Genomic DNA, 12,412 nt, shown 5'->3' with positions numbered 1-12,412 from the left:
AGAAAATTTGCATTTAAGTTATTTGCTCGATTCCCTCAAAATCTGCGATTGTGTTTAGTTAAGCTGGGTTTTGCACTATAGAGGGAGTTCGCAAACAGTCGTGTTAAATAAGACTATCAGCTGCCGAAAAAAATTTGGGGCTGGCCTCTGTGTAGGGCCTAAAGCTAGGTTGCAAAAGTCTTGGAAATTTGCTATGAAGTAAGGGTCGCGTACCGAAGCGTTTTGCCGTACTTTGCTCCATGGATTTTGGCCGCCTTTCCGACCTCCGCTACGTCGACTTTCGTTTGCCCCCCGACCACCCCGAAACGGCCGCCGTGCTGGCCCGCGCCCAAGCCGTGGAGCAGACGCCCCGCGTATTTGTGGGCTGTCCCATCTGGACGAACAAAGCGTGGCTAGGTTCTTACTTTCCGGCCGGTATCAAGGACACGGATTACCTACATCACTACGCCCGGCAATTCAACAGCATCGAGCTAAATACCACGCACTACCGCATCCCCGACGCGCCCACCGTGCGCAAGTGGCGCGATGCTACGCCTGCGGGGTTCCAGTTCTGCCCCAAGCTCCCGCAAAGCATCAGCCACGACCGGGAGCTGTACAACGCCGACGACCTCACGACTACCTTCTGTCGCGCCATCAGCGGCCTAGACGACCGGCTTGGGTGGACGTTCCTGCAATTACCGCCCACTTTCGGTCCTGAGCACCTGCCCCGTTTGGAGCGCTACCTGCTCGACTTTCCCGACTACGTACCGCTGGCCGTCGAGCTACGCCACCCCGCTTGGTTCTCTGACCCTGGTTTGCGCGAGTCGGTGTTTGCCATGCTCGAAGCCTTGGGCAAAACGCTCGTTATTAGCGACGTGGCGGGGCGCCGCGACGTGATGCACATGCGCCTGACCACGCCCGTCGCCTTCATCCGCTTCAACGGGCACGGCCTAATCCCCAGCGACTATGCCCGCGCCGACGCGTGGGCCGAGCGCCTAGCTGCCTGGCTAGGGGCGGGCTTACAAACCGCGTACTTCTTTGTGCACCAAAAAGATATTATGCACTCGCCCCTCTGGACACAATACTTCCTGGAAAAACTTAATGCGCGGACGGGGCTGAACGTAGCTCCGCCGCGCATCATTCCGCAGCCGGTACAAGGAAGCCTATTTTAACAATTGCTAGTGCACCAAGCTGAAGCGTACATTTAGCTCCGGGCGAAGCTTAGGTTTGCGCTTGTATGAAGGCCCCCCGTTCACAGAATCGAAGCCATTGAAGGAGGAAGGATTGGAGACTCCCAAGCCAGCATTCACATCGTAGAGTAAAAAACGGCCTAGTCGACGTTGCATACCCCACAGAGCAGAAAGAGTGGAGTAACTATAACGGAGATTAGACTTTTGGTAGGAATAGGGTAAAGAATAGGGTACGAAGTCGGAGCTAGCTTGTAAGGCCAAATAGTTGCCAACAAAAGGTCCTGCCGCTTTGCCTTCTTGTACTCGTCTCTGCTGATTGTAGTAGTAACGGCCACCGAGCAGCCCAACTACCCGGTTGACAAATGGGGTATAATAGTCCTGGTTACTTGTCACTCGAAAGCTGCCATTCACACCACCATACACTGAAAACCTCTCGTTCAGCTGGTGCTCTAACTCGAGACTAAGTGGCACATAAAAACGATCATTGAAGCCGTTGAAAGCGTAGCCTCTACCTACAACACCTAGCCCTAGCTTGATGAGCGTTTTACGAGTCGAAGCCAAGGGTACTGTGGTTTGGCTCTCAGGAGCAGCTGTTTGTGCTAGAGCAGATAGGCTCAACGTTGTAGCAAACAACGTTGTAACAAGCGATAAGGAAGTATTCATAGAATAACAGCTTTGATGAGAAGGGTAAACGATTACTTACTCAAGAGTTTTCGCCCTATGCTAAGGTTGCATCGGAGAAAAATAAGGGTACAAGAAGCGATAGTTTTCTGCCGATGTGTAACAAGTAAAGCGATAGCCGCTAACGAGCGAAGCTCAGTTGCAGATTAACGGCTGGGCCAACCGCTAAGCGTCGATTGCTATAAGAGTAACCTGTGTAAACACCGCTGCTATTATAGTGGTAGTGGATGTCTCGTCGGCTGTTGAACGCACCTAGGCCTGCACTCAAGTCGTACACCAACAGACTGCCTAGCCGGCGCTGCATGCCCCACAGCGCCGTAAGACCTGAGAACTGGTAGACGATATGGGTATTGTCGAACGCATTTTGCACCCGCATGGGCGAGTACTCTGTGCTGGCTTGCAGGGCTAGGTAGTTGCCGACGAAAGGCCCGGCCGCTCGGCCGCGTGCTAGGCGCTTTGCTTGGTTGTAGTAATAGCGCCCGCCAAGTTCCGCCCCCACGCGGTGAATAAAAGTACGCCTCGGATAGTAGCGCTGAAAGGCCAACGGGCGGAGGTTGAACAACACATTGCCATACACCGAAAACTTGTTACCTAGCCTGCGCTCCAGGCCAAGGGTAACGGGCGCAAATAGCCCATCCAAATCTCGTGTTTCAAAGCCGCGATTTACCCGCAAGCCTAATCGCAGCATGGTTTTGCGGGAGGCAGGAGGCACCACCGGAGTAGCAGTGGCAGTGGGCGCCGTTTGCGCGTGGCTAGGTGTAGTTAAGACTAGAACCGCAAACGAAGCTGCGTATAATAGAGGCAGTTGCATATAAAGCGAGGCGATAACGGTTGATAATTACCTAGCGTGCTAAGCTTACGTGCAAGTTGAGCTCAGGCAGTAGTTGGAGCGGGCGATAAGACGAAAATGTGTAATCTATCTGGTTGAACCTGCGCCTTAACTGGTTCATGAGGCCAATGCCTGCACTAAAATCACAAAGCAGTGCGTTCCCCAAACGCCGTTGCATACCCCATAAAGCAGAGACGGCAGAGTAGTCATATAGAAGGTAGGTTCGAGCATCGTAAATGCCTCGGTAGGGGACAAGATCAGTGCTAGCTTGCAGCGCTAAGTAGTTGCCAATAAAAGGTCCGACCGGCCTGTTATGCTGCATTCGCCCCGCTTGGTTATAGTAATATCGACCCCCGAGTTTCACGACACCACGTCTGATAAACGTTTCGTAGCGAGAAGCACGACCATGTACTAGTTGTAGCGCAGAAGTAACGTTCGCGTACGCAGTAAATTTGTCCGTTAGTCTATGCTCTGCGCCCAAGACAATCGGTAAGCCGAAACCGTCATATCTGTCTAAGGCAAAACCGCGGCCTATACCTAGCCCTGCCTTGAGCATCGTTTTGCGGGACGAAACCGAACCTGTAGTCGACGTACTTGATGGTGGCGTACGGAGTTGCGCGTGGCTACATACTGGGAAAGCTAGGTTCGCGAACAGGGCCGCGAGTGGTACATACAATTTCATAGGGAAGAGGATAATTAAAGTGTAATTGAGGCAAATAATGTAAGCAGGCGGGCTTCTAATAATAAAGAAAACGTAAGCCGAAAAGCAGCACTGCTCGCCTCCAAACGTTGTATCTTGTTTGCCTATTTTCCGCCCGCCCGTTTTATATATGAAGATTTTAACAATTGGTCAGTTGAGTCTGGGGTTTGTCTTGATTTTCAATGCGCTATCGAAGGCACAAACACCTGCTCCACCGACGGAGATCCACTGCTCGATGGTGCCGATGGACCCAGCCGAGCGGGCGCAGAAAGCTAGCTTGGTGGTGGAGGGCGAGGTACTCGACGCGCGCAGCTTTTGGGACAGCGCGCACCGCCGCATCTACACGGCCCACCGGGTACGTGTCTACAAGTCTTTCAAAGGCAATGCACCCGTCGAACTTACCGTGCTGACCGAGGGCGGGCAAGTAGACCTCGACCTGGAGCAAAGCACCAACACGCTCCGGTTAGCACCCACCGAGCAAGGCATATTGTTTCTGTTCCCAGCCTCGTTTGCCGGTGTGGAGTCGGCTGGTGCAGTCTGGACGGCGTACGGGAGCGAGCAAGGCTTCATTCGCTACGACCTAGCCTCCGCTACGGCCACCGAGCCATTTCGCGAGTATCCGCTCGTCGATGCTAACTTTTATAATACTTTGAGCAACGCAACTGGGCAAGCCGTGCGGGAAATAGCGCCTAATGCCAGGCTAAGCACGGCCGTGGCCCAACGGGCAGCGCCGCCTGTTGCTCACCGCGGTACGACGGCCCTCATCAGCAGCCTAAGCCCGACCAGCCTTTCTGCCGGCACGGGGGCTGTGCTGACCATCACGGGCTCCGGGTTTGGGGCGGCGCGAGGAACGGGGTTTGTCGAGTTTCGGAACGCTGACGATGGCGGCCGGACCTACATCAAGCCCTTGGATGCGGACTATGTGAGCTGGACGGATACGCAGATCCGGGTACGGGTGCCCTCCTACAGCAGCACGGGTAAGCCGGCCGGCACCGGTGTGGTACGCGTAACAGCTAGCGACGCGACGCAGGCTGTGAGTACCACGGCCGTTACTATTCTGTATGCCCTCACCAACGTGCAAGCCGACCAAGATAACCAGCTGTATCGGCCGGGGCACATCAATGCCAACAACGCGGGCGGCTACACCTTTCAGTTTGACCCAGGCTTTTCGGCCAACACGGCCGCCAACACAGCGTGGCAGCGTGCCCTGGCAACGTGGCGTTGTCAAACGGGTGTGAACTGGGTAGTAGGTGCCGCCCGCACAAAAACGGACGTGGCCAACGACGGCGAAAACACAGTGGGTTTCGACAGTGGGGCCGAGTTGCCCGCTGACGTGCTAGGGCGCACCACCAGCTACTACAGCGGCTGCCGCACCGCTGATGGTTCGGTGGTCTTCTGGGTGAAGGAAATCGACACGCAGTTTGATGATGGCCGCACTTGGCAGTTTGGGCCCACTCGCGCGAACGTGCTGCAATTCGACTTTGAGTCGGTGGCCGTGCACGAGCTAGGGCACGCGCAGCAGCTGAGTCACCTGATTTTGCCTACCGCCGTGATGCACTACGCCATTGCCTCGGGCACCAACAGCCGCGCGATCAGTACCAATAGCGACATTGCGGGCGGCCGGTTGATGCTGCGTACGCGCAGCTTTGTGAGGCCCGTTTGTAACCCCGTGCCCATGCTGCCTGCGCCCTTGACTACCGCCACAGCCACCGGGCTAGGTGGGGCAGGCGTGCAGCTTACCTGGAACACCCGCGATGAATGCTTCTTGCAAACTGCGCAAGCTTTCGTGGTGCAGCGCTCCGCCGATACTACTTCCTGGCAAACGCTCACGACGCTGCCGGCCGGCGCTACCACCAGTGCCTATACCTACCGCGATGCGCAACCCCTGCCCGGCCTAAGCTACTACCGCCTAGCCCTGCGCCGCCCCGATGGCAGCCTCGACTACGTAGCTCCCCTAGCTGTCAGCGATGATGCTAGCCTAGCTACCGACTTGCAGCTGTATCCGAACCCGCTCACTGAAGAAACCTTACGCTTGTGGTACACGGGCACCGGCACGGGTAATCTTACCTTGTATTTCTACGACACTATTGGGCGCTACCACAACGGGTATGCGTTGCCTTATGGCGCCGGGCTCAACCAGCTTTCTGTAGCCCTCAATAACTTACGGGCCGGGCTGTACCTCGTGCGTTGGCGCGACAGCAATGGCCGCGCAGGTACCACGCGCTTCGTGAAGCTGAACGAATAGCCTTCATACTGCACCCAGCACTTTGCAATTAACATTGAATCGGGTAATGGAAAAGCTAGGCTGTAGACCATTGTAAGCACAACGCTTCGGTCGGCTAATACGATAATACTGCCACCATGAGGTTGCTTCGGATGGAGTCGTGGTGCTCGTGAAAACTATTTGGCCCCATCCATACAGAGGGTGACTACGCTGATTACCTACCAGCTATTCAGGTGGAGCATATGAGGGATGTAGCACCGACGAATACCCTTCTTTTGAAGTAGGCGTAGAAGTAGCAGATCCCGGTTTAATAAAATCCGTAAAGGCTGGTTCTAAAAAGTACCACCTCGCTCGTACAAAGGACCAAAATTCTTTGACGCGGTTTTGTTTCCACGTTGTTACTTGCGTAGCATTGTCTGTCTACTCAAGATTTTAGCCGCTTAGCTATTTTTCTTTCTTTTTTCACTAGTTCTGCGCTTGCCATGCTCACCTACCAACAGATTTTCGAGAATAACCGACGTTGGGTGGCCGAAAAGGCTGCCATTGGACCTGAGTTCTTGAACCAACTCGCTGCCGACCAAGCTCCCGATTACCTCTACATCGGCTGTAGCGACAGCCGCGTGACGGCCGAGGAGTTGATGGGGGTGGCTCCGGGCCAGGTGTTTGTGCACCGCAACATCGCCAACTTAGTGGTCAACAACGATCTGAATGCCCTCTCCGTGCTCGAGTATGCTGTGGGCCACTTGCAGGTCAAGCACATCGTCGTGTGTGGGCACTATGGTTGTGGCGGCGTCAAGGCTGCTATGCAGGCCAAGGATCTAGGTTTGCTGAATCCCTGGCTACGCAACATTCGTGATGTGTACCGCTTGCACCACCTAGAACTGGATGCCATTGCCGACTCGAGCGCCCGCTACGACCGCCTGGTGGAGCTCAACGTGCAGGAGCAGTGTGTCAACGTGATCAAGTCTGCGGTGGTGCAACAGCAATACCTGCGCCGTCAACTACCCGTTGTGCACGGCTGGGTATTCGACCTGAAAACCGGCTTGCTCAAGGACTTAGAACTTGATTTTGAGCACATTCTGCGTGACATTCAGCAGATTTATGACCTCAGCGACGAGGTATCTGCACCGGGGAAAGAGACGCCTGCTGAGGCCATTAGCCAAGCGCCGAAAGGCCCTGCGTTGTAATAGTAGCCTGCTGAAGAAAGAGGAAGACGGTTCGGCTTCCTCTCTAGTATGTACTTCCATTTCCTCAACGCCGGTCTGATATAGAGCTAGGTATCCTAGCTGATTTCCGGCGCTGGCTTTGCTGCTGGATGGGGCAGCAGACTCGCTACACCATCGTCTTACCCTGTATAGAACGTCAGAAGGCCAGCCTAACCGAAGTTAGGCTGGCCTTCTGACTTAAGCATTAGTCGAGTTGAGACAGCCTGGTAAAGGCTGTCTCATCAGTAGTTTATCGGAAGTAAGGCTCAGCTAATTCGGGTACTTCACGCAGGAGGGTAGGTCGCAACAGAAGTCAGTGAGTGACTTTGGTTTCTTACCGCTCCAGCAGCATGGCCCCATAGGAGTAGCCGCCCCCGAAAACGGTAATAACTACGTGGTTGCCAGGCTGAAGCTGGTGCCACGTGTCGGCTAGGCCAATGGCAGCCCCAGCGCAGCCGGTGTTACCTAGGTAGTCGATGTTAGAGACGGCCCGTTCTTCGGGTAAACCTAGCTGCTGCACCACGTTTTTCGTGATTCGTAGGTTAGCCTGGTGAGGAATTAGGTAAGTCACGTCATCTACGCCGAGCTGATTGCGCTCTAGGATTTCCTTCGTAACGCGGGCCATATACTGGCAGGCGTGAATGAAAACGTCCTTGCCGAAGGGCATCACAATGCCGCGCTCGACGGGCTTCAGCGTAACAGCCGTATTTGCCTTGCCCACTGGTGCCGCGCCGCCCGTTAGGAGGTCAACCATACGCAAATCGGTGGGCGCGAGTCGCTCTTTCGTGATCAGCAGCGCTGCGGCGCCATCACCCCACAAGTGGCCCGCTACCGTATCGCCTTCGTTGTTGTAAGCAGTATTGTGCTCTGATACAACAACCAACGCGTTGCGCGCCTTGCCTAGGGCAAAGTAGCCTTCCACAATCTCGATGGCATTTAGCAGCGATGAGCAAGCCGACGACACGCTCACCACCGGAATATCCGTCACGCCCACTGCGTGCTGCACGGCATGCGCCATCGTGAAGATGGTGTCGTGCGGAGTGTAGGTACCGCCCACAATGAGGTCGATATCGGTGGCGGCTAGGTCGGTCGCGGCTGCTAGCACCCGCGTGGTGGCCTCCACTGCCATCGTGTTGGTATTTTCGCCAGGGGCGGCTTTACGCCGTTCCCGAATGCCGGTACGCTCGATGATCCACTCGTGGGACAAGCCATTGAGGCGGGTGAAGTGTTCGTTAGTAACGACGGCGGCGGGCAAGTAGGCCGCCACTTGGTGGATATACACAGAGCAGAAAAGTGAATCAGCGAAAAAAAGCGGCTGCAAGGTACGCTGTTGTTACCGCAAAAGCCGCAATATCGGGGCTATGCTCGTACTTTGCGCAACTATTTTACGTTGAAACGTGGCCCGTATGGTGGAGTTCGTTTCGTTGGTTACAAGATTATGATGTTTCGATTACCGTCTGCTCGGTTGGTTGTGGTAAGTGCCCTAATGGGTGTGCTGAGCCTAGGTGCTCAACATGCTGAGGCTCAAAAATACATCACGGCCGCCGGGGTGCGCCTTGGCAAAGACAACTTTGGCGTCACGGTGCAGCAGCGGATTTATTCCAAAGGGACGCTCGAAGGCATTGGCATTATCCGCAACCGCGAGGCTAGCATCACGGTGCTCGCCGAACACCATTTCGGGCTGCTCGGGCGTAGCCTCAACTACTACGCTGGCGCCGGCGGCCACCTAGGCACGGAGAAAAACCACGGCGGCTTTGGCGGCCTCGACGGCATCCTCGGTTTGGAATACAAAGTAGCGTTCCTGCCTATCGACCTATCCCTCGATGTGAAGCCCAGCGTTGAAATTGGGCACAGCGAAGACTGGTTCCGGGTGCCCACGGCTTTCTCAATCCGTTACGTGCTTATCAAAGAAAAAAATACCGGCCTGTTCGACCGGGTTTTCGGCGACGACAAGAAGAGCAAGCGGAAAAAGAAAGACAAGAATTCTTCCCGCAAAGGCTTGTTTGACTTTTAAATAGAACGCCCTACGCAGTCATCTGCGTAGGGCATTTATTACATTAAAGAGCTTGAGTACCAGTGCCTAGCTACGGTGCACTCGGCCGCTGCCGGCGATGGAGCTGTTGATCTGGGGGTTACCGGTCACGTAGATGCTGCCTGAACCGGCAATGCGCGCGTCGAGGGTTTTGGTGGCATTCACCTGGCAGTTGCCGGAGCCGCTAATGGATACTTTGCTAGCCTCTGCGCGCAAATCGGCCGACTGCACGTTGCCCGAGCCGCTGATCCGTACGTCGTGGCGCGGAGCCGCACCTACCACCGTGATAGAGCCCGAACCCGATACTGCCGACGAAACAGCAGTGCTTTGCAATTGTGCTAGGCTTAGGTTGCCCGAGCCGCTCACCGCGAGGTCCAGCGTAGTTGCCTTAATGGCTTCCGCCGCCTTGATGCTGCCCGAGCCGCTCACGCTCAGGGCCTTGATTTCGGGCATGGTTACGTAGACGGTAATGGGGCCTATGTTCACGTTATTGGAGCTGTTCAGTACCCGGCTGAGCAAACCGCCATCGGAATCGCTGCTGCCGTGGCCGTCGTTGTTTTTGATGCCAATGCGCAGTTGACCGTTGCTGACGTTGGTTTCCACGCGAGCTAGGTCGGCGGGGTCGCCCTCTAGTTCCACTTTCTGCGGACTTCCTTGGCGCAGTATCACTTTGGGCGAACCCGCGAGTTTGAGCTCCGTGAAAGCACTGACCTGTCGGACCTCGCGCGATGCAAGTCGGCCAGAACGGAAGGAGGGAAGCAGCAGCAGCGCTGGCAAGAGAGCGAGAAGCAGGAGGCGTAGTGTTTTCATAATCAGGTTAAAACGAGTTAAAGTGCGATGTTGAGCCTAAGATGCAGCAGAAGGTACAACCGTTGCCTGGGTTTTTTATTTAGCAGCTACTAATTAACATAGACGGCAAAGCGGCCGGACCTAGCCCCACGGGTCGGTACCGCTCGTCCAATAAGGAGTGCCGCCCTGCGGGAGCTAGGCCGCGTTACACCACCACTTACATTAGTTATCATTTGGCGGCTTTGCCCGTAGGCAAAAAAGACACTACCACTGCTTACATATGCCGCTTCCGCTGTTACTCTTGCTCAACTTCGCTTTGGCCGCGTACCTCACGGGCGTTATCTGGACGGTGCAATTGGTGCACTACCCGGGCTTTGGGCTAGTCGCGCCACAAGCATTCGACGCGTATCACAAAGCACACCTAGCGCGCATGGGTTGGGTGGTGATGGCGCCCATGATCGCCGAAGCCTTGCTGGCTTGCCTGCTGGTATGGGCGGGGCGGGCACTTGGCAGCAGCGCGTGGTGGAGCCTGGGGCTGGTGGTATTTATCTGGAGCGTCACCTTTCTGGTTTCGGTGCCTTTTCACAACCGCTTGGTGGCTAGTGGCTTCAACTACATTGCCATCGATGGCCTCACGCGCACGAATTGGCTGCGGACCCTCGCCTGGACGGCACGTATGGTGTTGCTCGGCTGGTTACTATTCATTTCTATGCGCTAACGCGCGTCCGGGTAGGCCTGCTGCTGCGTATCTTCAACCATTATTTGCTTGTTAGTTTCCCTCCTGCATGCTGCCATCTGCGTCTACTTTCCTGCCCGAACTGCAATTCCAAACGGCCCGCAGCAGTGGCCCTGGCGGACAGAACGTCAATAAAGTGGAGTCGAAAGTAGAGCTGCGCTTCCACGTAGCTAGCTCACAGCTACTCACGGAGGAGCAAAAGGAAATTTTGCTGACCAAGCTAGCCAAACAGCTTACGGGTGAAGGCTATTTGCTCGTGACTGCCCAAGAAGACCGCAGCCAGTTGCGCAACAAGGAAGCCGCCGTAGAGAAATTTCATCTGCTGCTGAAGCGCACTCTGCATAAGCCGAAGGCCCGCAAAGCCACCAAACCTAGCCCAGGAGCCGTGCGCGAGCGGCTACAATCCAAGAAAAAGCACAGCGAGAAGAAAGCGAATCGTCGTTTGGATTTCTAGGCGGTAGCGCAACTCGAAGACGCTTCTTCTCAGTTCAAATCCAGACTGAAGAGTAAACCTAGCCAAGGTCGGTGCTGGTAAATCCAGTAGCGCCGATCGGGACCAATGAGGTGGTCGAAGCCTGCGGCCAGCCCGACGTTGAAAATGTGCGCATCGTAGAGCGTAGCTAGGCCTGCGTGCAAGACGAGACCTTCGTACTCAGGGCCAGCTTGTTGGCGAGTTACGTCGCCGGTGATGAGCGTAGAGCCTAGCCCCAAGAAGCCACCGTAGCCGATGCCCGTTGCCCGGATGCGAGGCGCCTGCTGCCACGGCGTAATATTCTGCCGGCTGAGATAGTAGAAGTTGAGGCGCCGACCTAGGTATAGCGCCGCGTTGAAGTTGCTGTTCAGCTGAACGGGTACGCCGGCGCGGGGTGGCCGTACTTTCACCGGAATCGTGAATACGTCGAGGTCAAGCCGACGGTCGAGGAGCAGGACGTGATGGTCGGGCTGCAGCTGATAGCGAATAGAAGTAGGCGCTGGCTGCGTGGAGTACGGCGTAAAGACCAGCGAATCAGATGGCTGCCGCACGTACACGCGCTGATTGCGCAGGCGCGCTTCCAGCGTGTCGTTGCCACCTAGGTGCATCACGTCGTACCAGCCGTCGTTGAGTTGGGTAACGTTGCCCACCACGGCGCAGCTAACCAGTGCCCATCCACCCCCAAGTAATAGCCCTATGCGGCTTATCCAAGTCTTGCTGCTCATACTACACGAGGAAAGTCACAAAGTACATCCATGCCTTGATTTGCGTGGATCAGCAAGGGAAAAATAGATGATTGCAAAAGGGTAATAAGTGTTGAGCTTACGGCAGTAGAAGTAAGCTCGGCTATTAACCTTCTCATTATGACGTCGTTATAACCAGGGCGCTTGCACGTTTATTTCCTGCGTTTGGTAGAAAGACGCGCGCAAAGATGTCTTACCTAACTACAAACACCTACTTATGGATCAACTACACGAAGCTACGCCACGGCGGGCATTTCTGACAAATTCGGTGAAGGGGAGCCTGGCGCTCGGCGTAGGTCTATCGACCTTAGCTTCGCTTCTACAATCATTCACCTTCAAGGAAGACGAAAACGGCCTGCTTGTGCAGGGTGCCGCCAGCATTACTACCGAAGCCCAATTCCGGGCTGCCGTTGCCCCGCTCGCGCAAATGTCGCTGATGAGCAGCCAGGTCGCGACTACACAAGCCACCAATAAGTACGCGAAGCAATTCGCCGGCTTCGAGCTAGCTGAGATGACGGGCATGATGAGCATCCTGAAAGACATGGGCACCACGCCACCTGCTATGGATGCCAAATCGCAGGCTATGCTCGACCAGCTCAAAGCCGCCAAAGGCACCGCCTTCGACAAAGCGTACATTGCCGCCCAAATCCAAACGCACCAACAGCTGAATACGCTCACTAGTGGCTACCTAGCTAGCGCCGCGCCCAGCGCCAGCAATATGATGGAGAAACATGGCCGCCACATTGCCACGTTGGCTTCGGTCGCCATCAAAGAACACATTGCCATCACCCAGCAAATAGCAAGCGTGCTAGGTGCTTAGCCACGAAAGCTA

12 protein-coding genes are annotated in these 12,412 nt (G+C 55.4%); 7 read left to right on the top strand and 5 right to left on the bottom strand.

Translation table 11 applies throughout. From position 1 onward, the window contains the following. The first annotated feature begins 239 nt into the window (after positions 1 to 239). Positions 240 to 1,151 carry a DUF72 domain-containing protein gene (locus BXP70_RS21460; protein ID WP_086596178.1) on the top strand — a complete coding sequence of 304 codons (912 nt, stop codon included), beginning with the start codon at positions 240 to 242 and terminating at the stop codon, positions 1,149 to 1,151. Between the two features lie 6 nt (positions 1,152 to 1,157). Here the strand turns inward: BXP70_RS21460 and BXP70_RS21455 are convergent, their stop codons facing one another. Together BXP70_RS21455 and BXP70_RS21450 are read right to left on the bottom strand one after the other, a co-directional pair. Next, a complete protein-coding gene (locus BXP70_RS21455) occupies positions 1,158 to 1,832 on the bottom strand; it encodes a hypothetical protein (RefSeq protein WP_143436615.1) in 675 nt (224 codons plus the stop codon). Positions 1,833 to 1,971: 139 nt separating this feature from the next. After that, the gene (locus tag BXP70_RS21450; protein WP_086596176.1) at positions 1,972 to 2,661 is read right to left on the bottom strand and encodes a hypothetical protein; all 690 of its coding nucleotides are present in this window, start codon (positions 2,659 to 2,661) and stop codon (positions 1,972 to 1,974) included. Positions 2,662 to 3,509: 848 nt separating this feature from the next. Here BXP70_RS21450 and BXP70_RS21440 point away from each other — a divergent pair. Together BXP70_RS21440 and BXP70_RS21435 are read left to right on the top strand one after the other, a co-directional pair. Next, positions 3,510 to 5,624 (top strand): IPT/TIG domain-containing protein, encoded by a 2,115-nt coding sequence (locus BXP70_RS21440; protein ID WP_143436614.1) that lies wholly within the window; start codon positions 3,510 to 3,512, stop codon positions 5,622 to 5,624. A gap of 461 nt (positions 5,625 to 6,085) precedes the next feature. Continuing rightward, positions 6,086 to 6,790: a carbonic anhydrase gene (locus tag BXP70_RS21435; RefSeq protein WP_086596173.1), complete on the top strand. Its 705-nt coding sequence runs from the start codon at positions 6,086 to 6,088 to the stop codon at positions 6,788 to 6,790. Between the two features lie 352 nt (positions 6,791 to 7,142). Here the strand turns inward: BXP70_RS21435 and BXP70_RS21430 are convergent, their stop codons facing one another. Further along, positions 7,143 to 8,090, bottom strand: coding sequence for a 3-oxoacyl-ACP synthase III family protein (locus tag BXP70_RS21430; protein ID WP_086596198.1), 948 nt, complete (start codon positions 8,088 to 8,090; stop codon positions 7,143 to 7,145). Positions 8,091 to 8,246: 156 nt separating this feature from the next. On the opposite strand from BXP70_RS21430, the gene BXP70_RS21425 reads away from it, so the two are divergent. After that, the gene (locus BXP70_RS21425; protein WP_143436613.1) at positions 8,247 to 8,822 is read left to right on the top strand and encodes a hypothetical protein; all 576 of its coding nucleotides are present in this window, start codon (positions 8,247 to 8,249) and stop codon (positions 8,820 to 8,822) included. Between the two features lie 66 nt (positions 8,823 to 8,888). On the opposite strand, the gene BXP70_RS21420 is transcribed toward BXP70_RS21425, so the two are convergent. Then, complete coding sequence (locus BXP70_RS21420; protein ID WP_086596171.1) at positions 8,889 to 9,650, bottom strand: head GIN domain-containing protein; 762 nt, start codon at positions 9,648 to 9,650, stop codon at positions 8,889 to 8,891. Positions 9,651 to 9,909: 259 nt separating this feature from the next. On the opposite strand from BXP70_RS21420, the gene BXP70_RS21415 reads away from it, so the two are divergent. Together BXP70_RS21415 and arfB are read left to right on the top strand one after the other, a co-directional pair. Continuing rightward, positions 9,910 to 10,347 (top strand): hypothetical protein, encoded by a 438-nt coding sequence (locus BXP70_RS21415; RefSeq protein WP_086596170.1) that lies wholly within the window; start codon positions 9,910 to 9,912, stop codon positions 10,345 to 10,347. Positions 10,348 to 10,414: 67 nt separating this feature from the next. Next, positions 10,415 to 10,819 (top strand): alternative ribosome rescue aminoacyl-tRNA hydrolase ArfB, encoded by a 405-nt coding sequence (gene arfB, locus BXP70_RS21410; protein ID WP_086596169.1) that lies wholly within the window; start codon positions 10,415 to 10,417, stop codon positions 10,817 to 10,819. 29 nt (positions 10,820 to 10,848) lie between these two features. Here the strand turns inward: arfB and BXP70_RS21405 are convergent, their stop codons facing one another. Continuing rightward, the gene (locus BXP70_RS21405) at positions 10,849 to 11,562 is read right to left on the bottom strand and encodes a hypothetical protein (RefSeq protein WP_143436612.1); all 714 of its coding nucleotides are present in this window, start codon (positions 11,560 to 11,562) and stop codon (positions 10,849 to 10,851) included. A 235-nt stretch (positions 11,563 to 11,797) separates the two neighbouring features. Between BXP70_RS21405 and BXP70_RS21400 the strand changes: the two genes are divergently transcribed. Next, the gene (locus tag BXP70_RS21400) at positions 11,798 to 12,400 is read left to right on the top strand and encodes a DUF4142 domain-containing protein (RefSeq protein WP_086596167.1); all 603 of its coding nucleotides are present in this window, start codon (positions 11,798 to 11,800) and stop codon (positions 12,398 to 12,400) included. The last annotated feature ends 12 nt before the right edge of the window (positions 12,401 to 12,412 follow it).

The organism is Hymenobacter crusticola (genome assembly GCF_002154225.1).
GTDB classification, from domain to species: Bacteria; Bacteroidota; Bacteroidia; order Cytophagales; family Hymenobacteraceae; genus Hymenobacter; species Hymenobacter crusticola.
Note: the sequence above shows the minus strand (reverse complement) of the source record. Positions and strands in the feature narration are given on the sequence as shown.